The organism is Virgibacillus chiguensis (assembly GCF_900129865.1).
Lineage (GTDB): Bacteria > Bacillota > Bacilli > Bacillales > Amphibacillaceae > Virgibacillus > Virgibacillus chiguensis.
This window is the reverse complement of the sequence record NZ_FQXD01000011.1, coordinates 87,395-111,466: the sequence shown is the minus strand read 5'-3', so window position 1 is coordinate 111,466 and position 24,072 is coordinate 87,395. Positions and strand designations below refer to the sequence as shown.

The following is a 24,072-nucleotide window of genomic DNA, read 5'->3' as shown; positions in this document are numbered from 1 at the left end:
ACGGAAGTGCCCATTATGCATTTCATGAAAATAACATTATTGTTTATAACATATAATGCACTGCAATTAAAGAGGAAGTGGTATGCACTTCCTCTTGTTTTACTTCTCCCCATTTTTATCGTCGGCTTACTAGCGTATATTACCATAACATTTGTTACTCCAGATGAACAAAATCCTATACAAGTTGGACTAGTTGATTTAGATCAATCAAAGGAAACAAAGCTATTCATTAATATGTTGGATGAAACATCTGAACTTGGCAGCTTTATACATGTACATAAAATGAGTGAAACAGCAGCGAAACAAAAAATGGAGAATGATGAGATCAGCTCCTACATACTATTCCCAGAAAAATTCACGCATAATTTATATCAAGGAAATCCAGTTACTTTATCAATGATAGGCAACCCAAATCAACCTATTCAAAGCCAAATGGTTTATACAATAATGGAAAGTGTGACAACACATATAAGGGCGTCTCAAGCAAATGTGCTCACGTTAAATCGTTACGCCAAAAAACTCCCCTTAGATGAGCAAGAACGCAATGAGTTTGTCTTTGAACAATTTAAGAAGTTTGTGTTCTACACTTTAGGAAGAAAGCAGCTTATTCAAGAGGAGCAATTAATTAATCAGGCTACCGCCACCCCCGCTTCTTACTATAGTCTTGGTGGCTGGTTTATCATATTCACATCATGGTTACTACTTATATACACAGGATTACACCGTGACGTAACAGCAAAAATGGAACAAAGAATGATGCTCTACAATGTACGACCAATTCAACCGATATTTGCTAAACTAGCTGTAACTATGGGCTTCGTTTGTATGCTTGGTTTAGGTCTATTATTTGTACTTCATATATTATTAGGTTGGGATATTCAACTCGTAGACGCAGTGAGGATTATGCCTGTTATTATTTTATATAGCTTTTGCTTCTTATTAGCCATTTCTATCGTAGAAGCTTTCATTCGTTCTCATCGGATGCGACTCGTCGTACAAATTAGCCTTACTTTGGCAATTCTTTTATTAAGTGGCTCTATCATTCCAACGTTTTATTTGCCACTTTCATTTCAGCAAATGCTTCCCTTTACTTTTTCTTCGGAAGCATTCTACTGGCTACAAGAATTATTACTACATAAACGCTTGTATGTAGACTACATTCCATTGTTACTAATGACTGCCGTTGGTTTTTTTGTTCTTTCTAGTATTACCATTGGAAAGGAGCGCCTACATCGATGAAATCTATTATCCAAACCCGCTTCTTGCATTGGAAACATCATTTCTATTCCTTTGTTTTTTGGCTGTTTTTCCCTCTTGCTAGTGTGATTTTTCTTCATTATTTGCTAATAGACGTTCAGACAGAAAGCAAAGTCCCGGTAGGTCTTGTTGTAGAAGATCAAACAAACACCGCTTTTGAATTGGTAAAAGAATTGAAACAATCCTCTCTTCTTCGTATCTACGAGTTAGATGAAGACAAAGCGCTTCAACAATTGAAAAAACATGAATTGGATAGTGTATTTATTATTAAAGATGGGTATGAAGAAAAGATGCATAGAGGTAGTCGAAATCGGCTAATTACTAGTTATCAATCAGATTTATCGTTCGCTTATACTTCTGTTTCGGAAATGGTAGCCTCTTTCGTTCAAAAAAATACAGGACGAATTAAAACCGCTCATACTGTATTACAATTGGAGAAACAGTTGACCAACAGTCAGGAATGGACAAAAGATGAAATTATTACTACAAGTAAAGAGATCGAGACAAATCAGAATTTATTATCAACTCAATTTCAATATCGAGACCAAGTAAACAAAAGAGAAAAACAAGTATCATTATGGAACCCCTGGGGGATATGGATATTATTCGCAAGTTTGGCCACTTTCTTTCTTTTTGATTGGGTGATTAAAGAAAACAATGCGACCGTTAAACCACGATTTGTATTTATTCGGTTTTCTTTTAAGAAATATGCGTTACTCAATCTCACATTATATACATGTTTATTACTTTTCATAGATGTTATTACAATTTTTGTTTTTCACTATATTCTTGAGATACTAACCCATTTCTCACAAATTATTGCCATCGTCACCATAAGAATGATATTGAATGGTTTTGCTTTTTTATTCGCTTTTAAAATGAAACGTTTAGTTACGTATTATAGCCTATCTTTCATTATTACATTATTACTTGCTTTAACTAGCGGAGCAATTATCCCTATTGATCATCTAGTTAAGAACCTGCCAACTATATCTGTAATTCACCCGTTTATTCCATTTCTCGAAGGGGCATTACATAATATTTGGCTTTATATTGTAGGCTTACTAATTATTATTTGGTATGCAAGAAGGGAAGATACATATGCTTAACGTAGAACGTATATCTAAAACTTATAATAAACAGCCTATTTTCACTGATGTCTCCTTTTCCATACATCCTGGTGAAATTATCGGTTTGGTCGGTGAAAATGGGGCAGGGAAATCGACTTTATTACATGTATTAGCAACTTTACAGATGCCTACAACAGGGTCCATTCAATTATACGACTGGTACTACCAAAAACATCGTAAGCATGTACGACGCCATATCGGATTTGTACCGCAAGATATCGCTATATGGGATAATTTTACCGTTCGTGAAAATATGGTTTTTTTTGAAAAACTAGCATGGAAAAACAAATCCGAAAAAGGATTGAAAGAATTATGTCTTGATATGAATTTAGATCGTTGGCACGATAAAGTTCATACGCTGTCTGGAGGCATGAAACGAAAACTCAATCTAGCCATTAGCCTTATTCACGACCCGGCTCTGATTTTATTAGACGAACCGACAGTCGGAATAGATTTAAAATCAAAAAAGGAAATTGCTACTTACTTGCAAAAGTTAGCGCGTAATCAACAAAAAATGGTCCTTTACACTTCTCATGATATGGATGAAATCAAAGCTTTATGCTCCAAAGTTATTTGTATTGGTGAAGATCCTTTTTATAGGAATTTATTACAACATGCTGGCAAAAAAATTGTCCCGCTTAATAACTCATTCCCTTAATTATAAACTTATAGTAAAATAGTATATGACCGTTAGGAAGGAGAACACAGTATGGAAATAAGAGAGTTGCAAAAAATGATGCAGTATGAAGCGATGTCTATCCTTACATCTGGCTCAAATGGGTTTTCCAGTCATTCACCAATGATGGAACTTGCCTTTAAGCAGTTGTTGCAAGAACAGTTATCCAAAGCAAACACACTACAAGCTACTCATTCTTTACCACCTAAGAACCATAACCATACATATCCATTAAATAATACGTTAGCAACTTCGTATTCAAAGATGACAGCGACAAGTGATACAACTACTAAAGAGATAGATACGCTCATTCAGGATGCCGCAAAGAAGTACCAAGTAGACGAGCGTCTCATTCGCTCTGTTATCCAGACAGAATCCAATTTTAATCCGCTAGCTAAAAGTAGCGCCGGAGCTCAAGGTTTAATGCAATTAATGCCTGCCACCGCAAGAGGCTTAGGTGTAACAAATCCATATGACCCGCAGCAAAACATACAAGGCGGTGTCAAATATTTAAAGCAAATGATGGACAGATATAACGGTCATACAGAATTAGCTTTGGCTGCTTATAATGCCGGGCCTGGAAATGTAGATAAACATCAAGGAGTTCCACCTTTTAAAGAAACTCAAAATTATGTACAAAAAGTAATGCATCAATATTTAGCTTAAAGATTAAATTTACTTGAACGCCTGTTTGTAGCCTTCATACTTCATGGTTTTCTTTTAAAAAAAGACTAAAATCCGAACTCATTTAAATTCTTAATCGAATTTTAAATATGAGTTCGGATTTTTTCACCAATAAACTTGTATACAAGTAAATCTTTTTTAAGCAAGAATTAGTTCATTTACAGTATCACGATCCAGCTTTTTAATCGTCTCCACAATTAATTTTACCGCATGTTCAAAATCATCTCGATGTAAAATACCAGCATGCGTATGGATATAGCGTGTTGCAATTGTAATAGATAAAGACGGCACACCGTTTGCTGTTAAATGAATAGAACCAGAATCGGTACCCCCGCCAGCCATCGTCGCAAATTGATACGGAATGTCATTTTCTTCAGCGGTTTTAACAACAAGGTCACGTACTCCTTTATGAGATATCATAGAGGCATCGTATAACACGATTTGTGGCCCTTTACCAATTTTGCTATCTGCTTCATGATCTGAAACTCCTGGCATGTCACCAGCTATACCTACATCAACACCAAAACCAATATCTGGTTTTATCGTGTTGGCAGCAGTTTTAGCACCACGAAGTCCAACTTCTTCTTGTACAGTTCCAACACCATAAACGATGTTAGGATGCTTTTGTCCTTTTAGTTGTTTTAAAACCTCAATAGCAATTGCACAGCCAATACGGTTGTCCCAAGCCTTAGCCAACAGTAGCTTTTCATTTTTTAAAGGTGTAAACTCAAAATATGGAACGACGGAATCTCCAGGTTTTACACCAAATTCTTCCGCTTCTTCTTTGCTAGAAGCACCTATATCAATGAACATATCTTTAATTTCTACTGGCTTTTTCCTTGCTTCAGCAGAAAGAATATGAGGCGGTTTCGATCCAATAACACCTGTTACATCTCCATGACTTCCCATAATCGTAACACGCTGGGCAAGCATTACTTGGCTCCACCAACCACCAGCCGTTTGAAAGTAAAGAAAACCTTTATCATCAATTCTTGTAACCATAAAACCAATTTCATCCAAATGCCCAGCAACCATTATTTTAGGGCCATTCTCGTCGCCGATTTTTTTAGCGATTAGACTACCTAAATTATCATACATGACTTCATCTGCATATGGAGTAATGTAATTGTTCATGACGTCACGGGCTTCTTTTTCATTGCCTGGTATCCCTTTTGCATCTGTCAAATCTTTAAACATAGTTAATGTTTCATCCATCTTCGTCATATGTATTCACCTCTTCAATAAACTCTTATCTATTATACCTCTTTTAATCAAATTTTAATATTTTTAAAGCATGCGCGTGATTTTAAAAAAACTGTTGTTTCCATATAGAATTGTATAAAACTTTTGGTTAGCATAAGCGAAACAACTTTTTTGCCCTAACAATTTGACAATAAGCTATTCTTTACATTCTTCTCTTCTAATACCCTTCGTCTTGACGTACGAAATTCACTTCATTCTTTTCTAGATAAGCTCTATGAACATCTACTTCCGAAAATCCTAAAGCTTGACCTAGATGCAAGTATGTTTCCCATAAATGACTATAATTAACCGACGTTGGATGTTGAAAAAATTGCTGACAGGCTGTGTACACGTTTAGAAATAACGTTGTTTCATCCTCCACGTTATTTCTAGAAACGTTCCCGCTAAAATAATGACCCTTTGTAATTCCTAATGAGAGTAAAAAGTGAACGCCATCCACATATTCTTCTAATATTGTCTCTCTTTCACTTCTCGGCTTATTACTCCAAAATTTAAAGCACCTTGTCTCATTGGCTAATTCTCCCAACTCCACAAGTAATGCCAAATACTTCTTTTCGAATACATCTTGTTTCTTTATATTTTGGTTCGTTTCAATAAATGTATCTAGCTCGTTCTGTAATCGATATAATTTTTCCCAATTCATAATAAGACCTTCCTCACTTCATCTTTTTCTACGATTGTAACATATAAAAATAAAAAATAGTGAAACCTTTATATATGTCATTCCGTACTACAAAGGAATAATGATCAGGGAGACGATAGTATGATAGTCATTTTATTTCGCGTACTAATTGTGCTGGCTTTGGCATTGCTTATATATACTTGGATTCAATATTATCGTAATCCCCAACGAAAATTGCAAATAGCTAAAGCAGAAGGAACATATTATTTTTTAGACGAACCTGGAAATAGTAAAAAAAATCTTCAATTTGTTTATAAAGGATGCTTGTTTGAAGGTGAGAAATATGTTGGAACTACAGAAGATTCTTTTGAAGTAGTTAATATACATATTACAGCCAAAGATCCTCTTGAGCTTAGTGGTTTACGAAGGGACGACTTATATTTTCTTGAGGAAGAGATCCTTATCCGTTATCCCCATGCAAAAATTGAATGGAAACATCCGATTAATCAATTGTTATTAAGCTCTTTGAATTAAATTATGATAGAGAGATGGCGCTACGATTAGTTGAAAATTTTGGCCTCTCAACAAGAGATGAATGATTGAAGTGTTACTTTTGCACGCACTTTTTGAACATCCCTTTTATAGTGAAGAGCCGATTATATTTTTCATCTGCTATAGCATGTGTAATTTAATGTGGAGCAACGTATTTAAGAGAAGCTCTAAGTTATTTGCAGTGCTATAGAACGCGTTCGATTCATCGATGAGAGTGCAAGCTTAATCAAGATAGATGTAAGGTACTATTAAAAACATTGAAAAATAAGAAGCGGGAGATAACAGCTCTATTCACAGAAGATTTTAAGTCATTGTGTAAAAACTTGTTTTATCACCCTTAAGCATTGCGATTTAGCCTTTTTTTTTAATTGAATGAACAATAATCACAGATATGAATAAATGCTTTTGTTCGTATATATGTACCTCTCCGCTCTCATTTCATTTTCTGCATCTCGTTTGCTATCCTCTCTCCTATGTACCTTCCCTTGTTTGAACATGAAAAAAATCTTGCCATTTGATATAAATTTCTTTTCTACGCAACAAATAAACAAATGGCAAAAGTATCAGTAAGCTTAAACCAATGTAGAGTGGCGTCAAATTTGAAATCCATTGACCAATAGATGTATAAATAAATGCTATCGGAATGTTAGTCAAAAAAGATGATTTTGTATAATCTTTTAAGCCCGATGATATCTCTAACAAACATAACGAAAGTAAGTGGAAATGGATAAATGGTATCAATCGAAGCAACGCTATTTGCGATGTTGTTAAAGCTGTTTGCTTACCAATTATCTTTCCTTTTACCTTTTGAAATCGTTGCATAGACTTCGGCATCTTATATACAAAAAAGTAAAATATAATACTTGATAATGTAATACCTATAAGGGAATATACTGTCCCTGCAATAGCTCCAAATAATATACCACCTGATATACAAATAAATATAACCGGTAAAAAAAGCAAAGGCCTTAATAAATGAAAACTGATAAATAATATAGGGGCAAATAAGCCTCCTCCTTCAATGAAAGCGAGTAAATAATTCCCCATTAATTCCATCTTGAGCCTCCTTCTTGTTGAACTATTACAGACACAAAAGTACCTACTAGTACATGTATATGACAGGAGACGAGCCTTTATGACAAGAAAATAATAAACACAGGTTCCAGAAATAGTATGTTACACCAAGCCATTAAACATGTAGTATATCAAAAATAAGCAATGACCAAAAAATAATACAGGGATACCAAAAATAAAACGCCTATGTCTCGTTTTGTGGCGATATAATTTCATTCCTAACCAAATTCCCAATGCGCCTCCTAAAATCGCCAACATCCATAGCGTCCTTTCTGGAATTCGATATTGTTTCTGTTCTGCTTTGCGCTTATCCATTCCCATCAATACAAAAGCTATACTATTAACACCTAGCAAATAAAATAAGATAGTATTCCACTGATTCACCTGATCATTCCTCCCCGCTTCTATTTCTACTTAAGTTTTCTCTGCGATTAGAAAGACTTGGCTTATCGCCAAGTCTTTCCTGCGAATTCTCTAGCTTTGCGTACATTAGCACAAAGGCGCAAGCGCCCGTTCAGCAGCGTAGCGAGTGGAACGAATCAACGAAAGTTTTAGGAATCATGCCACTAAAACAGGGGTATGCCGACGGTGGGCGGTAAGCCCGTTTTTAGTCGGCCTTCCTTTTTAACACGAACCGATGATGACTTATCGTAGGGCGATGGAGTGAAGTCGCCTAGTTGCTGGGCGCTGGAGCCGGACGTGGCTAAATAACTTAGTAAGTTTATCCACAGCTGCTAGATTTTTTATTTTCCTATACAATAAATAAAAAGGACCAAATAACTTTGCAATCGCAAATATTTGGTCCTTACTTTCTTTTATTTCAATGCTTCTTTTGCTTTCGTAACTAATTGCGTAAAAGCTTTTTCATCGTTAATTGCTAAGTCGGATAGCATTTTACGATTAATATCGATTCCAGCTACTTTTAAACCATGCATTAATTTATTATAGGACATGTCATTTAAACGTGCTGCTGCATTAATACGAGAAATCCAAAGTTTACGGAAATCACGTTTTTTCTGTTTACGATCACGATAAGCATACTGACCCGATTTCATTACTTGTTGCTTTGCTGTTTTAAATAACGTTCTTTTTGAACCATAATAACCTTTAGCTAATTTAAGGACGCGTTTACGACGTTGACGCGTTACTGTTCCACCTTTAACACGTGGCATAATAATTCCCTCCTAGTACAAATAAAAAATATATTTTACCGTTCTATTTCAATATGCTTGCTTATTTATAAGGAAGCATTGTTTTAATTCTTCTGTAATCACCAGCTGATACTGTGGTTGTTTTACGAAGTTTACGCTTTTGCTTTTGCGATTTATTTGCAAACATGTGGCTAGTGTATGCATGGCCACGTTTTAATTTTCCAGTACCTGTTTTTTGAAAACGTTTCTGAGAACCTTTATGGGTCTTCATTTTTGGCATAGTATTTTTCCTCCTTATAACTAACGATCTAAATCTACTTCTCATTTACTGGAGCAAGCATCATAAACATATTACGACCTTCCATTTTAGGCTTTGTCTCAACAGTCGCAATATCTTTTACTTCCTCAGCAAATCGATCAAGTACTTCTCGTCCTAATTCTTTATGCGTAATAGCACGTCCGCGGAAACGAACAGCGGCTTTTACTTTGTCGCCTTTTTCTAAGAATTTACGAGCATTTTTTAGCTTCGTTTCAAAATCGTGGTCCCCAATTCCAGGGGTAAATCGAACCTCTTTTACGTTAATAACTTTTTGTTTTTTACGTGCTTCTTTCTCTTTTTTCTGCTGTTCAAAACGATATTTCCCGTAATCCATAATTCGACATACAGGCGGTTTTGCGTTGGGAGCAACAAGCACTAAATCAAGATTGCGTTTTCGAGCAATTTCTAGAGCTTCTTGACGAGGTTTAACACCTAACTGATCGCCATTGGCATCAATTAAACGCACTTCACGAGCACGAATTTTCTCATTAACATTCATTTCCTTGCTAATTATCATCCACCTCCAAATATTTTCACTGCGATCTTTTTGACAAGTTACATTCGTTTCAAACAACTAACTTAGCAAAAGCTAAATTTTAGACGCTAGCTTATAAACGATATATTTATTCCAACGTCTAAAAAAGCGTGGGCAACACGGGCACCCACACTTCTCCAATCGTCTATATGAATCGGTAGAACCAGTCAACTGCCACCAGGCGTCGAGCAGGTGAGAAGCGGGTGCTTCTTCTTGTCTTCAGATCATTTAATTATCAACTACATTATAATAGCATATGTATCGTAACATGTCAAAGAGTTTTTATAAAAAGCACCAAACCGTATTGGTTCTCGTTACCCTTTCTTACCATCATGAATTATTTCCATAAGTCGCTGTTCGTTTTCTGTAGTTACACCTTCTGATAGTCTTGCAGCTGCGATGATTGGAGCCCACTGAAATATCTCTTTTCGCTTTAAATCACTCGTCTTGCAGTAATTAAAAAGATATTTTTCCGCTATTTCTAACGAGAATTGAGAGTACAACAAATACGTACGATATACATCGGCGCCAATATTACCGATACTAGCATCTACCCAATCAATAATTGTCACACGATTATTAGATGCAATTAGGTTAAAAAAATGGTAATCTCCATGGCATAAGCTAGCGTCCTCAGGTAACATGTCCAACAACTGCATAAGGTGTACTTTTTCCGATCTTTCCAACTGATTAACAGCAGCAATTTGACGCTCTAGCTTTTGTTTCATCCGCTCCATAGCGCTCGAATGAACTGTCTTTTTATAATGTAATTGTTGCTGCACAGCTACAGATAAGGTAAGAATGTCATCTAAGGAACAGATTTCCTCTTGATACATTTGCCCTAACGTTTTTCCTTGGATATATTCCATTATAATCGCTTGCCGATTATCAATTTTTCTTACAACCCAAACTTTCGGGACATTGATACCACATGAATAAACAAAAGCTTGTTTTCTTGCTTCTCGTAACGCCTCATTAGGAGCGGATTTTTCATGGAATAGCTTCACAATGATATCGTTGCATATATAAATATCAGCGGTATTTCCTCTTGCGATTGGGCTTCCAAACGTCAATAAGCTCCCTCCCTTTTTTATTATATATTTCTCTATTTGCCACATAAATCCTTTTTTGCACTATAGGAAAGTATAAGAAAAATAAAGGCTTTCGTCAGGATTGGCAACAAGCCACGTTTTTATAGTATAAAGAAATCAAAAACAGCCTCCCTTGAGCAAGGAAAGGCTGTTTTAGTCTGTTTTATGGTATGGAATGCATACCATATAAAGGTTAATATTATGAGGCAATGAACGAGAGTTTTCTCCATAAAATACTAGCGATAAGCGAAATTAGCTACTATTATTTAGCTTTGTGCAAAACTTTATTGTCAATTTCTTGCTTAATCCTAGCGATAAACGCATCAAGCAAAACCGTCTCTGTTTCTTTTTCTCCGTAACGGCGAATATTTACAGCATGTTCGTTCACTTCATGATCACCTAGAACAAGCGCAAATGGTATCTTTTGCGTTTGGGCCTCTCGAATTTTATAACCAATCTTTTCATCACGCTCATCTACTGCAACCCTTACTCCTTCTAACCTTAATTTATCAGCAACCTGTTTTGCATAATCCAAATGCGCCTTTGGAGATACTGGAATCACCTTCACCTGAACAGGAGCAAGCCATACAGGGAACGCACCTTTATATTCTTCAATGAGGAATGCAACGAAACGTTCCATTGTAGAAACGACACCGCGATGAATAACTACCGGGCGGTGATGTTGACCATCTTCACCAATATATGTTAAATCAAATCGTTCCGGAAGATGAAAATCAAGTTGAACGGTAGATAATGTTTCGTCTTTTCCTAACGCTGTTTTCACTTGGACATCCAGCTTTGGACCATAGAACGCCGCTTCACCTTCAGCTTCTACATATTCTACTTGAAGTTCTTCCATCGTTTCTTTAAGCATCGCTTGTGCTTTTTCCCACATCGCATCGTTATCTACATATTTTTCTTTATCTTCTGGATCACGATAGGATAAACGGAAATAATAATCGTTAATACCGAAATCCTCATATACTCTTTGCACAAGCTCAACAACACGAATAAATTCATCTTTCAATTGATCTGGACGAGCGAAAATATGCGCATCATTTAAAGTCATGGCTCTCACACGCTGTAATCCAGCTAATGCACCAGACATCTCATAACGATGCATCGTTCCAAGCTCAGCAATACGCACAGGTAGATTCCGGTAGCTGTACAGCTGATTTTTGTATACCATCATATGATGTGGACAATTCATTGGTCTTAGTACTAATTCTTCGTTGTCCATCGTCATCTCTGGAAACATGTCTTCATGATAGTGATCCCAATGCCCGCTCGTTTTATATAACTCGACACTTCCCAATACAGGTGTATAGACATGATCATAGCCAAGACGTTCCTCTAGGTCAACAATGTAGCGTTCTATAGTTCTACGGATTGTTGCCCCTTTTGGCAGCCAAAGCGGTAAACCTTGTCCTACTTTTTGTGAGATCGTAAAAATATCTAATTCTTTACCTAGTTTCCGATGGTCACGTTCTTTACGTTCTTCCAACAATTTCAAATACGTGTCCACTTGACTTTGTTTTGCAAACGCCGTTCCATAAATACGTTGCAATTGTTTGTTATTACTATCCCCACGCCAATAAGCACCTGAAATACTTAACAGCTTAAAAGCCTTAATTTTATTTGTAGAAGGCACGTGAACTCCGCCACATAAATCAAAAAACTCCCCTTGTTTATAAATCGTCACTTGTTCATCTTCTGGGATGGCATCAATTAACTCTAGCTTCAAGGGATCGTCTTGAAACATTTCTATAGCATTTTCTCTTGATACTTCTAAACGTTCTATTTCTAGAGCTTCGTCTATTATTTTTTTCATTTCTTTTTCTATTTTCGGAAGATCTTCAGGTGTAATCGAATGCGCCATGTCCATATCATAATAAAAACCTTCTTCAATTACTGGACCGACACCAAAGTTCACATCTTTATACAACCGCTTAATCGCTTGAGCCATTAAATGAGCTGTCGAATGACGCATAATTTCTATACCCGCATCATCTTTGTTCGTAATAATTTCTATGGATCCACCACGATCTAATTTACGTCTTAAATCAAACGGTATACCATCTATCTTAATAGCTAATGCCTGTTTTTTTAATCCAGAGGAAATGGAACCGGCAATCTCCTCGCCAGTTACGCCTTTTGGAAAAGCTTTTTCTGCTCCGTCTGGAAATACAAAAGTTAATTCTTCTGCCATTATCATCACTCCTTGTCAAATTAAAAAACGCCCATCCCTTTGCTTAGTTGCAAAGGGACGAGCGTTGGTCACGTCGTGGTTCCACCCTAATTCCCGTAAATCAATACGGCTTCATTCATCTATAACGCAGATAGTACGCTGTTGCTTTGCTATCGCAACAGGGCTCGAAGGTGGTAAACCATTCCTAGTAAGCGGGAACTTCCAGCCAATGATTCCCTTCTCTATCCTACCTCGCAAATGATTCTTATCCTTTTCATCGCCGATTGTAATTTAATAATAATATAATTTGTATTATAGCGCTTGATTATAGAAAAAGCAAGCCTATTGTTGTTCTTTCTGCAAATAGTGAGAGAATGGAAACTTGCGAAGTGGTTCAAAAGTCACTCTTTCCTGAAATACATTAATCACGGTTAACGTTTTCGGTTCTGACGGGTCATCTCCATAAATATAAATATGCTCAGGTGCCATCGCAATAAGTGGAGCTAAATTAAACTCATTATCATCCAAACCTACTAAATACAATGGTTCTTTTTGCATCATCATTCGTAATTCTAGCCGTGAAAGAGGTTTACCGTTGCCATTGTAAAAAGAAAATGTTTCACCTTGTACCATATAAATATGAGGTACAGAAGATTTACGATTTAAAACGAAACCTCTTAGCATATTAATGAATTCTTGGTGCTCTTCTTCTCTTTTATACTCATCAATTGCAAGACCGACATAATGAACAACATTATCCTGAAATACTTTTAGTCGAAATTTCACTAATGAGTCATAGTGAATGGTCGATGTATCTTTTATGTTTGCAATGAAGAGTGATTCAAGTAGTTGTTGTGGGTTTTCATTTTTTCTTACAAATAGGCTGTCTTTATCCGTACCAGTCATTACCCAATTCGTTAACTCTAAGATCTTTTCCTTTTCATTTGTATCTGTATAAAAATAGTAATCTTCTATAACCGACGTTATCCATTTTCCCATACGGTGTGTAATAAATACATTCGTTAAAGATTTCGCAATCGCTGGGATAAGTACTTGATTTGGAATATTTGCATCAAATTGTAAATGATTCCCCCATTCTTTATGTGTTTTCCAATACAGGTTAATCTGTTTATTATGCTGGCGCATCTTTTCACAGAAACGAATGACTTCTTTATCTGACTCGATAAATAATTCCACCAATACATATCACCCTCATCCAACCAAACTGTTACATTATATGGACAAAGGATGAAAATAATGAGTAATCCGTAAAAACTAGTATAGATCCATAAAAATAGAAATGATTGTAATGCTTTTTATTATAATAGAGGTGTTTAAATTCTATCTCTTATTAGAAAAACTTGGCTTGTCGTCATTTATAGTGGGAGCTGTTGTTTTTCTTATACTAAAAATTTTCATGCTTTCTTATAGTGTAATTGGAAAAGCCAAGTGAAATTTTCACTTGGCTTCATGTTCTCTCTCGGGTTAGAGATTTGTTTCCATGATAGAGGAATGATCCATATCAATCACGATTATTCCCAAAAAGAAAGAAACAAGTTTACTAGAAATATCAATGGGTTATTACGTTCTCCTGTTTTCAGCAAAGATGGCTACTGGTCGGCTAACTTGTTTCATTCGCTCAATGATACGGCCTGCTTTCACTTCTTCCACACCATTTCTAGTAGAAGCTAAGTGTGTTTCAAGTTCTTCCATGCTGTAATTGGAAGTGAAAAATACGGGTAACCCTTCCATCATACGATACTGCAATAAAGAACCTAGAATTTCATCGCGAAACCACGGGGATTGCATCTCCGCTCCTATATCATCAAGCATAAGAACATCCGTCTTCTTAAAATACGCTAATTTTTTATTCAACGAGTCATCTTTCATCGAAGCCTTCATTTCTCTTACAAATTCAGGCATATAAATTAATGCTGAAGAGATATACATTTCTTTTAATTTATTAGCAAGCGCTCCGAGAAAATAAGTTTTCCCTACACCGAAAGGACCGTATAAATACAATCCTTTAGAAGGAATTTCTTGTTCACAATCACTTATAAACTTCACAATTTCTCGAACAGCTTGACTACGTTTTGGATCAGCATCAATATGATCAATTTTAGCTCCCAATATTTGTTTAGGCATATATAAGCTTTGAACTAATTGCTGTTGTTCTCGCTGCTTTTCATAATCAATTCGCCGGTAACACTTTTCATAGGACAAATGGATCTCTCCACCTTCGACGTTTAACACGGGGGAGTACCCTTGAATCATATTCATGCAATCATTAAAACATGTACAGTGACTACATTGTTTAGACTGTGTCTTAAACTCATGTAGTTTAATTAAATTTTTATCTATTTCTTTCTTAGTTAACTCTGGATGCTCAGCTATAAGCGCTTTTATTTCCGGGTCACTTAATATTTCTTGGCGAATTTTAGCATAGTGCTCCTGAAAATTCCGGTTTTGTCTCATCCATTTTTGCAACGTCGATTGTACGGGTTTCATATCCATCATCCTTGATAATGCGTTTATTTGTTATAGCTTGAATACTGCTTTAACAGCATTTCAATTTCTTTCTGCTCTTGCACTTCATCCACTTTGTTTTCCTTCGTAGCAGCAACTTCCTGTTTTTGGTGTTTTTTTTGTTGTTTAAACCAATCGGGAACGACTTCTTTCGATTGCGTTTTTCTAGTTGACTTTTTCGAATTTTTATAGTTAGTTACTTCTTTTTTCGCAAAAGCCATTGCTTCTTTTGCAGTTTTTAAATTAGCCCTAGACCAATGACTAGCAATCTTAGATAAATAATTTTTAGATAGCTTCATATTTGTTTGCAATAGTACATAATGTATTAAAACATTCATGACAGGTGCTGGCAATCCTTGTGATGTCATAATGTCGCCGATTAATCTTAGGTCTTGTTCAGAAGCATGATGGCCACTTGACAAATCTTCTAGCAATTGTTTTGGCGAAATATGCTCCAAATGATAAATGAGCTGTTCTTCTTTCGTACTTCCTACTGGTTCTTCTTCCTTATGCACTTCTTTAGTCGCTTTTTCTACGAGACGCACAGACTTTTCCTGATTTTTCGACTGAAATAAATCAAAGCACGCTGCTTTAAATTCATTTATATGCAATCTATTTTCTTCTGTTAAAGCCCACAAAATTGCTTTTTCTATTTCATATGTTTCCAGCTCATAGAGTAACATCATCTGGGTTATTACTTTACGATTGTAAGCTGTAAGCACCTTTTTAGTTGGAATCATACGTTGCTTCAAGCTATGTTCAACAGAAGTAAAATCTACATTGTCTAGATTTACACCTTGCTGTATTTGCTTCTGCTCCTCCTTTGGCAAGGAATCAGGCGTAATCGTTTGAAATACATCTTGGAAGGAAGCAGTTATATTATTACCATCTACTGGCTGTTTGTTTACAGCATAATGTTGCTCTAAATGGGCATATTTTTCTCTACCAATATGATGGTATAAAAGCTGAGAAAGCATTGGATCTTTTAAAAATTGCGCAGGCGAAAAAGCAGGCTTTAACACATACGTAAACACTCGATTATCACTGCTATTCAATTCATAAGTTTTAAGTAAACCAATGCCTTCTAATTTGCGTCTGGCAACGTAAATCTCGTCTAAAGGAAGATTTAAATAATTCATTAAAGTGTGATGCGTCTGAGGAATTTGCTTATCAGCTTGTAATTCCCGTTCATGGAGTAATGTTTGATACAGGATAATAGCAGCCATTCCAATTAAAGGTTGGTATAAATGAGTTAATGATTTTGCATAATCCGTTGGCAGATTTCCTTGAAATTCCACCCAGTATCCTTCAATGGGTAAAATTTTGCCTATCCTGTTCATTCCCATCTAACCCTTTCCATCCGTGTTATATTCTTTATTATTATTCATAATATCCTTTAGCTCGTCTAGGAAAACATTTATATCCTTAAATTGTCTATATACTGAAGCAAAACGTACATATGCAACTTCATCGACATCAGAAAGGCGGTCCATAATTTGTTCCCCTACATCTTTACTATGAACTTCTGAAATACCTTCATTTCGTAATTCTTTTTCTACATTTAAAGCAATATCTTCAATGGTTTCTAACGGTACAGGGCGTTTTTCACAAGCTTTAATTAAGCCACGAACTAACTTATCCCGACTAAATTCTTGCCTCGCGCCGTCTTTTTTCACTACGATTAACGGTACATCTTCAATCCGTTCGAATGTTGTAAACCGGAAGCCACAACGTTCACACTCTCTTCTTCGCCGAATTGCTTGTCCTTCTTCTATTGGTCTGGAATCGAGTACTTTTGTGCTTTTATTTTGGCAATTTGAACATCTCATCGTTCTGCCCACTCCTCATTTCAACCGTTACCTGTCTTGTTTCGTGATGAAAGGTAATGCTTTATTTATTTCTCTATATAATTGTTGAATGACTTTTGTACTATAACCAAAATCTATTGGTAGTTGAGATTCTGTTGTAACAGAAAAATCAATAGCGGTTTGATATGGTCGTACCATAATTACTGTTGCAATAATAAATGCTTTTTTCCCTTTTTTAACGTGTATACTTAATTCTCCATGCTCTTTGGACATAGCATGAATGCGGTATTTGGATGACTGTTGAAATAAATTTTCAAGTGCTTGCATTGCTTTGTCTTTCGTTGTTTTATAATAATGTGTTTGTAAACTGTCATCCCAATGATTATCTTGTGTTTCAGCATGATTACTAAAATATTTGGAAATGGTATTCCGAAAACCCATTCTAAAAAGCCACCTTCATAACATAGATATTCTATTGTATAGTAGTTTCATTTTAACATGTTTTTCGTAAAACCTCTATATCATAACAACAGCAAATAGCGCAAGCCTTTGACTAACAGACCTTACGTACATAAAGCATACATTACTTCAGAATCTATTTCTTCTAATAAACTATACACATAGACAACAATGGGTTGATAGACTATGTTGTGTCTATCAACCCATTATTGTCATTATGTTATGCTTTCGATGATGTCAGTTTCCCTCAGCTTAGAAAACTTGGCTTAACACCAATCCCGTATAGACTCTGATTCAGCACATTCAGTACCACACGCTCTATTTTTTCTACTTACATAATAACTGTAGAAAGGATATGAATTACTTATTTTTCATTGCTGAAACGTAATGTTCCCATTCCTCTTGTGATTTCCATTTTTTCTACTTTGCTTGCCTGCAAGTGTTGGGATATAAATTCTACCGCTATGTAAGGATCAATACTGTATCCACACGTATATACATCAACACTAGCATACCCATGTTCTGGGAAACTATGTACCGTAAGATGAGATTCAGAAATAATAATGACACCACTTATTCCAATTGGTGCAAACTTATGAAACGTAACTTCTCTAATTTCTGCTCCAGCCTTTAAAGCAGCTTCAACGAAAAAACGTTCCATTTCTATTATGTTATTTAATACATCTTTATTGCATTTCCAAAGTTCAACAATGATATGCCTTCCCTTTGTATCCATTCACTACTTCATCCTTATAGTGTTCTTCATTTAATTGAAAAGCTCATAACTATAATTATAGTATGATTGTTCCATTTGAATACAACGAAAAGTATAAACGTTTTCTGTATGGATTGCAATATTTTCATTTCGTTCAGAGTGAACTTTACATAAGTACGTTCTTGAAATATAATTTTTCCCATAAAGTGAATCTTCAATCAGTAGGGCAATTCATTATCCCCACTGATTGTCAGCGCCATCATTTTTACTTACAAGACCGACTGGATACGGAACATTATAATATTGTAGAAGTGTCAAACGTAAAACTTGCTGCTTGTTCATTTGATGTTACTTAGCTCATTTGCATATGCTTTTCAGCAAGATAATAACCTACATGTTTCGTTAAATCCAATACACGCTTAGAGTAGCCCCATTCATTATCATACCATGCTAATACTTTTATTTTGCGCCCCTCCATGACTATCGTTGACAGACCATCTATAATGGCGGAAAATTCAGTAGTTGTATAATCAATAGACACTAGTGGCTCATCACTATACTGAATAATGCCGCTATAGTCAGCTTCGGCAGCTTTTTTAAATACTTCATTAACTTGTCTAGCTGTAACTTCATTTTTTACATCCACTACAAGATCTACTAATGAAACGTTAGGTGTTGGTACACGTAGAGCCATGCCATGAAGTTTGCCATTTAAATGAGGGAGCACTTCTCCCAAAGCTTTAGCTGCACCAGTAGAAGTTGGGATAATAGATTGGGTGCAACCTCTAGCTCTTCTTAAGTCTTTATGTGGATTATCAATGTTTTTTTGGTCATTTGTAAAAGCATGTACAGTCGTCATTAACCCATTTTCGATACCGAAATAATCGTCAATAATTTTTACAACAGGTGCAAGGCAGTTTGTAGTACAAGAAGCATTGGAAACAACATCATGCTTTTGTGGATCATAAGCATCTTCATTAACTCCCATTACTATCGTTTGATCTACTTCTTTACCTGGTGCAGTAATGACAACTTTTTTAGCTCCTGCACGAAGATGCCCACCAGCGCTTTCTTTTGTTTTGAATTTCCCAGTAGCTTCAATTACGACATCAATTGCTAGTTCCTCCCACGGTAATTGTTCGGGAACTCGAGAATTAACTAATTCAACATGGCTTTCTCCTACCATAATCCCTTTTTGAAGCGGTTTCACTTCCTCGTCTAAAATTCCATGTACGCTGTCATATTTAATTAAATGCGCTAACGTTTCAGCTGGATAACTAGCATTAATGGCTACCACATTTAGATTTTTATCTTTTATCGCTTGTCGAAAAACCATTCGCCCAATACGGCCAAATCCATTTATTGCAATTCTCGTTTTTCTCATACGACTTCCTCCTATTATGAGTTATACTTTTTTTAGTTTATTTATTAATTAGTATAACACATTTAAATATATATGTGACTACAAAACTCAAATTCAAATATATTTCAGTTTTCTTATGATTTCGAACTAACGTGGTTTGAGGTATGCCCTTCATTTTTAATGATTGAGGAGCTTTTTCATGTTTTTGGTTTTTATAAGAACAAAGCGTAGGTCGTCTGTTTAACAACGTAGCGAATGAAACAAATCAACGAAGATAAAGGCATCACAGTAAGTGGCCGAAACGATGGCGGCTTATCCTAAGGCTACTTCATGATGTCGCCTAGCTGTTGGGTGATTCCTTATCTACAAACACCTCACTTTATAAATTAATATCTTTTTAGAAAAACTTGCTCAGGGCTTTCTTTTTTCTTATGCGGGAAACCCGTAGTTCTATGCTTTCTTAAAAAAACATTCACACCGAGAATGGATGCGAATGTTTTTTGATTTAATCAGGGAGTATATTCCATGATAATAGCAACTTTTCCAATTGCTCAAAAGATGCAAATTTTGATCCAGTATTATCAATAACCCCGTCAGCTTTTTTGACTTTTTCTGTTATAGGCATTTGCGCTTTTATTCGTTGCTTGGCTTCTGCTTCAGAATAGTCGTCCCTCTCCATTAAACGCTGTAATTGCGTAGCTTCATCAACATAAACAACAATCGTTTTATCAACGAGCGAACTCAAATTATTCTCAAACAATAAAGGAATATCAAGCACAACACTTGTATATCCTGATTGAAGATAAGCGTCTCTTTTTTCAACCATTTTTTTTCTTACAGCAGGATGAACAATATGATTTAATTGCTCTCGCTTCTGTTCATCTGCAAATATAATTTCACCTAGCAATTCTCGATTTAATGTCTTATCCTCACGTAAGATTTCCGAACCGAAATGTCGAATAATTTCTTCATATGCTTGCTCCCCAGGTTTTACAACTTCCCTAGCAAGTTTATCCGCATCAATAACAGGAATACGAAAATCATCAAACATTAAAGAAATGGTACTTTTTCCCGTTGCAATACTACCAGTTAGACCAATAATTACACTCATTATATCACCTCTTTATCGGCTGACAGCTTGTACAAATATGTGTGCCACGTCCACCAACCTTTAATTTAGCGATTGTATTACCACATGTTTTACAAGCTTGATTTTCTTGACCGTATACATAAAGTTTTTGTTGAAACATCCCCATTTCACCTTGACTATTGACATAAGAGCGTATCGTTGTACCGCCCTGCAATACAGCTTCTTCTAAAGTAGCAATGGCTTGCTTGCGAACTTCTTTTATTTCTTTCTGTGTTAATTTGTTTGCTGGTATTAAAGGATGAATACGCGCCTTGAACAACGTTTCATCTACATAGATGTTTCCTAATCCAGCTACAATCGTTTGATCTAATAAAGCGGATTTAATAACGCGCTTTGTTTTTTTCAGCTTCTCAATAAAATATTCTACCGTAAATGCATCATCGAATGGGTCAGGACCTAACAAACATAACGGCTTTTGATTCATTTCCTCTCCGCGATGAAACAAATGCATCGTGCCAAATTTTCGGACGTCATTATAACGTAATTCTTCTCCGGTAGAAAATCGAAAGATAATATGTGTATGTTTCTTTACCGGTTCTCCTTCTTGATGAACGCTATATTTCCCTTCCATTCGAAGATGTGAAACGAGAATATAATCATTTAATTCAAACAATAAAAATTTCCCTTTTCGGTGAATGTCTAATATTTTTTGCCCTATAATCTCTGACTGAAATTGCATCATATCATCAGGTTGCTTAATTATTTTTGGCCAATAAATATCTATTTGATCAATCGTTCTGTTGATTACAAATCGTTTTAACGTTTTGCGAATAGTTTCTACTTCTGGTAATTCCGGCATCTCCTTAACTCCTTACTTAGCATCAAACCAACTATCTCCATAAGCATAATCAACCTTTAAAGGTACATTTAAATCCACTGTATGTTCCATAATAGCTGGCACTATTTCTTTTAATGTTTCTACCTCAGACTGTGGTGCTTCTAAAATCAACTCATCGTGTACTTGCAATAAAATTCGTGCTTGCAACTGTTCTTCCTCTAGCTTACCATGCAAATCAATCATTGCTTTTTTAATAATGTCCGCTGCACTTCCTTGAATTGGCGTATTCATAGCAGTTCGTTCAGCAAAGCTTCTTTGATTAAAGTTACGACTGGTAATATCCGGTAAATATCTTCTGCGATTCATAATTGTGCTAACGTACCCCTTATGTTTTGCTTCTTGAACGATCTCGTCCATGTATATCTTTACACCAGGATAACTTTCAAAATATCGATTAATAAACTGTTTTGCTTCTTTTCGCGTAATACCTAGGTTCTGCGATAATCCGTAATCACTAATGCCGTATACTATACCGAAATTAACTGCTTTTGCTTGTCTACGCATATTTGCGGAAACTTCTTCTTTGTTCACATGAAAGACGTCCATCGCTGTCTGCGTATGAATATCTTTTTCCTGTTTAAATGCGGTCATCAATTTTTCATCACGCGCAATATGTGCTAATACTCTCAACTCAATTTGAGAGTAATCAGCAGCAAACATAACCCAATCCTTTTGAGCAGGAATAAAGGCTTGACGTATTTTTCTACCTTCTTCCAAACGTATAGGGATATTTTGTAAGTTTGGTTCGATGGAGCTTAAACGACCTGTTTGCGTTAGTGCTTGATTAAAACGAGTGTGAATTTTATCTGTTTTTTCATCTACTACTTTTAATAATCCTTCAATATAAGTAGACTGCAATTTACCTAATTGGCGATATAATAATAGCTTCGGAATAATTTCATGCTCATCCTGAAGTTGTTCTAACACATCAGCAGCAGTGGAATAACCCGTTTTAGTCTTCTTAATAACTGGGAGACCTAGTTTTTCAAACAGAATCGGACCCAGCTGTTTTGGAGAGTTTAAATTAAACTCCTCACCAGCCAATTCATGAACCTCTTTCTCTAATTCTGCTAAACGATTTTTCAAGTCGTTGCGCATTTCTTCTAAACGTTTTGTATCAACAAGCACGCCTGTATGCTCCATCTCTCCAAGAATAAGCGCCAATGGCATTTCTAACTCCTTAAATAATTCGTACTGTTCATTTTCTTCAAGTTGTTTTTCCATCTGTGGCTTTAGTTCATAAAGCATGGTTGCTTTTCTTACCACATGTTCTCTAAAAACTGGCTGTTCGGGAATTTTCCGCTTCGCTCCCTTCCCATACACTTCATCATCTAGATACACATCCGTTCTACCTAATCTGTGGCTAATAGCTGGTATATCATGATTATTTTCCGATGGGTTAATTAAATAAGAGGCTAATAGCATATCAAACGCAATACCTTCAATGTGCATATTAGCTCGTGATAACGAAACGAATGTTTTTTTGGCATCAAATACAAATTTTTTCATGGAAGAATTCCTTAACCATGATTGAAATTGACTTGATTGGATGGCAATATCTTTTGGTAAAAAGTAAGCCGCTTCTTCATTAACGATGGAAAAGCCTTGAATGGATGCTTGATGATAATTTTCTTCTAACATTTCAACAATAAGTGCTTCTTCTCCCGTAAACAAGTCATCGTTTACTTCCTCTAATATTGAAAATTCAATTGGTGGGTGTTGTTCCGGGTTTTCCATTGGCTTATCTTCTTCAGACCCTTGTATTCGAGTTAATAATGATTGAAAGCCAAGTTCGGTAAAAATCGCTCTGACTTTATCTTGCGCATACCCGTTATAGATAACATCGTCGGGTTTAATTGTAATGGGTGAAGATCGATTAATGGTTACAAGTTCTTTACTCATAAAGGCTTCTTCTTTATGAGTTGCTAGCTTCTCTTTCAGCTTTTTCCCACTAACATCTTCCAAATGGTCATACACATTTTCTAAAGTATGAAATTGTTTTAGTAATTTGACTGCCGTTTTCTCCCCCACCCCAGGGACACCTGGTATATTATCTGAATTATCTCCCATTAATGCTTTCAAATCAATAATTTGTTCTTGCGTAATTTCCATTTTTTCCTTTAAAAAAGCAGGTGTATAACGCTCAACATCGCTAATTCCTTTTTTAGTCAAACTTACAGTCACGTGATCAGAAACTAATTGAAGCAAGTCTTTATCACCAGATATAACGGTTACTTCCCATCCATTTTCTTCTACTTGCTTAGATAGTGTACCGATTATATCATCTGCCTCATAATTATCCAGTTCATAATGTGGGATAGAAAATGCATCTAATACTTCTTTTAATAAAGGAAATTGTTCCGATAGTTCTGGAGGTGTTTTTTGTCTTCCTCCTTTATATTCCTTATATGTATCATGTCTAAAAGTTGTTTTACCGGCATCAAATGCGACCAACATATGTGTAGGCTTTTCTTCCTCTATCATTCTTAATAGCATGGTTGTAAAGCCATAAACAGCATTTGTATATACGCCTTTATCGTTATTTAAAAGCGGTAACGCGAAGAATGCACGGTAAATAATACTGTTACCATCAATTAATACCAATTTATTGCTCATAGTTTCGCCTCCGATTATTTCATCATTAAGCATATTTTATCATTCTATCCCTATA

At 35.7% G+C, this 24,072-nt stretch carries 24 protein-coding genes and 1 other annotated feature; of the genes, 5 read left to right on the top strand and 19 right to left on the bottom strand.

Features of this window, described 5'->3' with window-relative positions:
- The first annotated feature begins 24 nt into the window (after positions 1-24).
- Genes BUB45_RS13025 through BUB45_RS13010 form a run of 4 tightly spaced genes read left to right on the top strand, consistent with a single transcriptional unit; the run spans position 25 to position 3,729 of the window.
- Positions 25-1,239, top strand: coding sequence for an ABC transporter permease (locus tag BUB45_RS13025; RefSeq protein ID WP_212590772.1), 1,215 nt, complete (start codon positions 25-27; stop codon positions 1,237-1,239).
- Positions 1,236-2,366, top strand: a complete 1,131-nt coding sequence (locus BUB45_RS13020) for an ABC transporter permease (RefSeq protein WP_073010182.1) — start codon at positions 1,236-1,238, stop codon at positions 2,364-2,366. Before BUB45_RS13025 ends, BUB45_RS13020 begins: the two co-directional genes overlap by 4 nt.
- Positions 2,359-3,045, top strand: coding sequence for an ABC transporter ATP-binding protein (locus BUB45_RS13015; protein WP_073010178.1), 687 nt, complete (start codon positions 2,359-2,361; stop codon positions 3,043-3,045). Before BUB45_RS13020 ends, BUB45_RS13015 begins: the two co-directional genes overlap by 8 nt.
- A gap of 51 nt (positions 3,046-3,096) precedes the next feature.
- Positions 3,097-3,729, top strand: a complete 633-nt coding sequence (locus BUB45_RS13010; protein ID WP_073010176.1) for a lytic transglycosylase domain-containing protein — start codon at positions 3,097-3,099, stop codon at positions 3,727-3,729.
- 156 nt (positions 3,730-3,885) lie between these two features.
- Here the strand turns inward: BUB45_RS13010 and BUB45_RS13005 are convergent, their stop codons facing one another.
- Both BUB45_RS13005 and BUB45_RS13000 read right to left on the bottom strand, forming a co-directional pair.
- A complete protein-coding gene (locus BUB45_RS13005; RefSeq protein WP_073010173.1) occupies positions 3,886-4,971 on the bottom strand; it encodes a M42 family metallopeptidase in 1,086 nt (361 codons plus the stop codon).
- A 196-nt stretch (positions 4,972-5,167) separates the two neighbouring features.
- Positions 5,168-5,653 carry a dUTP diphosphatase gene (locus BUB45_RS13000; protein WP_073010170.1) on the bottom strand — a complete coding sequence of 162 codons (486 nt, stop codon included), beginning with the start codon at positions 5,651-5,653 and terminating at the stop codon, positions 5,168-5,170.
- 120 nt (positions 5,654-5,773) lie between these two features.
- Here BUB45_RS13000 and BUB45_RS12995 point away from each other — a divergent pair, with 120 nt between their 5' ends.
- Positions 5,774-6,166: a sigma-w pathway protein ysdB gene (locus BUB45_RS12995; RefSeq protein ID WP_073010167.1), complete on the top strand. Its 393-nt coding sequence runs from the start codon at positions 5,774-5,776 to the stop codon at positions 6,164-6,166.
- 489 nt (positions 6,167-6,655) lie between these two features.
- Here the strand turns inward: BUB45_RS12995 and BUB45_RS12990 are convergent, their stop codons facing one another.
- The 17 genes from BUB45_RS12990 to polA form a co-directional block, all read right to left on the bottom strand.
- The gene (locus BUB45_RS12990; RefSeq protein ID WP_073010164.1) at positions 6,656-7,240 is read right to left on the bottom strand and encodes a TVP38/TMEM64 family protein; all 585 of its coding nucleotides are present in this window, start codon (positions 7,238-7,240) and stop codon (positions 6,656-6,658) included.
- 120 nt (positions 7,241-7,360) lie between these two features.
- Positions 7,361-7,642, bottom strand: coding sequence for a DUF1294 domain-containing protein (locus BUB45_RS12985; RefSeq protein ID WP_073010161.1), 282 nt, complete (start codon positions 7,640-7,642; stop codon positions 7,361-7,363).
- A 431-nt stretch (positions 7,643-8,073) separates the two neighbouring features.
- Complete coding sequence (gene rplT / locus BUB45_RS12980; protein WP_073010158.1) at positions 8,074-8,430, bottom strand: 50S ribosomal protein L20; 357 nt, start codon at positions 8,428-8,430, stop codon at positions 8,074-8,076.
- 61 nt (positions 8,431-8,491) lie between these two features.
- The gene (gene rpmI, locus BUB45_RS12975; protein WP_073010155.1) at positions 8,492-8,689 is read right to left on the bottom strand and encodes a 50S ribosomal protein L35; all 198 of its coding nucleotides are present in this window, start codon (positions 8,687-8,689) and stop codon (positions 8,492-8,494) included.
- 34 nt (positions 8,690-8,723) lie between these two features.
- Complete coding sequence (infC, locus tag BUB45_RS12970; RefSeq protein WP_116278245.1) at positions 8,724-9,227, bottom strand: translation initiation factor IF-3; 504 nt, start codon at positions 9,225-9,227, stop codon at positions 8,724-8,726.
- Positions 9,228-9,359: 132 nt separating this feature from the next.
- Positions 9,360-9,484, bottom strand: a sequence feature (ribosomal protein L20 leader region).
- Positions 9,485-9,577: 93 nt separating this feature from the next.
- Entirely contained in the window at positions 9,578-10,336 is a 759-nt protein-coding gene (locus BUB45_RS12965; protein ID WP_139300160.1) for an aminoglycoside phosphotransferase family protein, read from the bottom strand.
- A 280-nt stretch (positions 10,337-10,616) separates the two neighbouring features.
- Entirely contained in the window at positions 10,617-12,563 is a 1,947-nt protein-coding gene (gene thrS / locus BUB45_RS12960; protein WP_073010146.1) for a threonine--tRNA ligase, read from the bottom strand.
- Between the two features lie 321 nt (positions 12,564-12,884).
- Entirely contained in the window at positions 12,885-13,739 is an 855-nt protein-coding gene (ytxC, locus tag BUB45_RS12955; RefSeq protein ID WP_244527732.1) for a putative sporulation protein YtxC, read from the bottom strand.
- A gap of 384 nt (positions 13,740-14,123) precedes the next feature.
- Positions 14,124-15,050: a primosomal protein DnaI gene (gene dnaI, locus BUB45_RS12950; protein ID WP_073010141.1), complete on the bottom strand. Its 927-nt coding sequence runs from the start codon at positions 15,048-15,050 to the stop codon at positions 14,124-14,126.
- 23 nt (positions 15,051-15,073) lie between these two features.
- Complete coding sequence (locus tag BUB45_RS12945; RefSeq protein WP_073010302.1) at positions 15,074-16,408, bottom strand: replication initiation and membrane attachment family protein; 1,335 nt, start codon at positions 16,406-16,408, stop codon at positions 15,074-15,076.
- Positions 16,409-16,414: 6 nt separating this feature from the next.
- Complete coding sequence (gene nrdR / locus BUB45_RS12940; protein ID WP_073010139.1) at positions 16,415-16,897, bottom strand: transcriptional regulator NrdR; 483 nt, start codon at positions 16,895-16,897, stop codon at positions 16,415-16,417.
- 27 nt (positions 16,898-16,924) lie between these two features.
- Positions 16,925-17,317 carry a cytosolic protein gene (locus BUB45_RS12935; RefSeq protein WP_073010137.1) on the bottom strand — a complete coding sequence of 131 codons (393 nt, stop codon included), beginning with the start codon at positions 17,315-17,317 and terminating at the stop codon, positions 16,925-16,927.
- Positions 17,318-17,699: 382 nt separating this feature from the next.
- On the bottom strand, positions 17,700-18,071 hold the full coding sequence (speD, locus tag BUB45_RS12930) for an adenosylmethionine decarboxylase (RefSeq protein WP_073010135.1): 372 nt from the start codon (positions 18,069-18,071) through the stop codon (positions 17,700-17,702).
- Positions 18,072-18,402: 331 nt separating this feature from the next.
- Positions 18,403-19,434: a glyceraldehyde-3-phosphate dehydrogenase gene (locus BUB45_RS12925; protein WP_073010133.1), complete on the bottom strand. Its 1,032-nt coding sequence runs from the start codon at positions 19,432-19,434 to the stop codon at positions 18,403-18,405.
- Between the two features lie 484 nt (positions 19,435-19,918).
- A complete protein-coding gene (gene coaE, locus BUB45_RS12920; protein WP_073010131.1) occupies positions 19,919-20,524 on the bottom strand; it encodes a dephospho-CoA kinase in 606 nt (201 codons plus the stop codon).
- 4 nt (positions 20,525-20,528) lie between these two features.
- Complete coding sequence (mutM, locus tag BUB45_RS12915; RefSeq protein WP_073010128.1) at positions 20,529-21,362, bottom strand: DNA-formamidopyrimidine glycosylase; 834 nt, start codon at positions 21,360-21,362, stop codon at positions 20,529-20,531.
- A 12-nt stretch (positions 21,363-21,374) separates the two neighbouring features.
- Positions 21,375-24,017, bottom strand: coding sequence for a DNA polymerase I (gene polA / locus BUB45_RS12910; RefSeq protein WP_073010125.1), 2,643 nt, complete (start codon positions 24,015-24,017; stop codon positions 21,375-21,377).
- Between the last annotated feature and the right edge of the window lie 55 nt (positions 24,018-24,072).

Coding starts and splice junctions, on each gene's coding strand:
- BUB45_RS12945 (WP_073010302.1), bottom strand. CDS start 16,408: ATGAACAGGATAGGCAAAATTTTACCCATTGAAGGATACTGGGTGGAA.
- BUB45_RS13025 (WP_212590772.1), top strand. CDS start 25: ATGAAAATAACATTATTGTTTATAACATATAATGCACTGCAATTAAAG.
- BUB45_RS13015 (WP_073010178.1), top strand. CDS start 2,359: ATGCTTAACGTAGAACGTATATCTAAAACTTATAATAAACAGCCTATT.
- BUB45_RS12995 (WP_073010167.1), top strand. CDS start 5,774: ATGATAGTCATTTTATTTCGCGTACTAATTGTGCTGGCTTTGGCATTG.
- BUB45_RS12935 (WP_073010137.1), bottom strand. CDS start 17,317: ATGGGTTTTCGGAATACCATTTCCAAATATTTTAGTAATCATGCTGAA.
- thrS (WP_073010146.1), bottom strand. CDS start 12,563: ATGGCAGAAGAATTAACTTTTGTATTTCCAGACGGAGCAGAAAAAGCT.
- mutM (WP_073010128.1), bottom strand. CDS start 21,362: ATGCCGGAATTACCAGAAGTAGAAACTATTCGCAAAACGTTAAAACGA.
- dnaI (WP_073010141.1), bottom strand. CDS start 15,050: ATGAAACCCGTACAATCGACGTTGCAAAAATGGATGAGACAAAACCGG.
- nrdR (WP_073010139.1), bottom strand. CDS start 16,897: ATGAGATGTTCAAATTGCCAAAATAAAAGCACAAAAGTACTCGATTCC.
- speD (WP_073010135.1), bottom strand. CDS start 18,071: ATGGATACAAAGGGAAGGCATATCATTGTTGAACTTTGGAAATGCAAT.
- BUB45_RS13000 (WP_073010170.1), bottom strand. CDS start 5,653: ATGAATTGGGAAAAATTATATCGATTACAGAACGAGCTAGATACATTT.
- BUB45_RS12925 (WP_073010133.1), bottom strand. CDS start 19,434: ATGAGAAAAACGAGAATTGCAATAAATGGATTTGGCCGTATTGGGCGA.
- infC (WP_116278245.1), bottom strand. CDS start 9,227: ATGAATGTTAATGAGAAAATTCGTGCTCGTGAAGTGCGTTTAATTGAT.
- coaE (WP_073010131.1), bottom strand. CDS start 20,524: ATGAGTGTAATTATTGGTCTAACTGGTAGTATTGCAACGGGAAAAAGT.
- rplT (WP_073010158.1), bottom strand. CDS start 8,430: ATGCCACGTGTTAAAGGTGGAACAGTAACGCGTCAACGTCGTAAACGC.
- BUB45_RS13010 (WP_073010176.1), top strand. CDS start 3,097: ATGGAAATAAGAGAGTTGCAAAAAATGATGCAGTATGAAGCGATGTCT.
- BUB45_RS12990 (WP_073010164.1), bottom strand. CDS start 7,240: ATGGAATTAATGGGGAATTATTTACTCGCTTTCATTGAAGGAGGAGGC.
- BUB45_RS13020 (WP_073010182.1), top strand. CDS start 1,236: ATGAAATCTATTATCCAAACCCGCTTCTTGCATTGGAAACATCATTTC.
- rpmI (WP_073010155.1), bottom strand. CDS start 8,689: ATGCCAAAAATGAAGACCCATAAAGGTTCTCAGAAACGTTTTCAAAAA.
- BUB45_RS13005 (WP_073010173.1), bottom strand. CDS start 4,971: ATGACGAAGATGGATGAAACATTAACTATGTTTAAAGATTTGACAGAT.
- polA (WP_073010125.1), bottom strand. CDS start 24,017: ATGAGCAATAAATTGGTATTAATTGATGGTAACAGTATTATTTACCGT.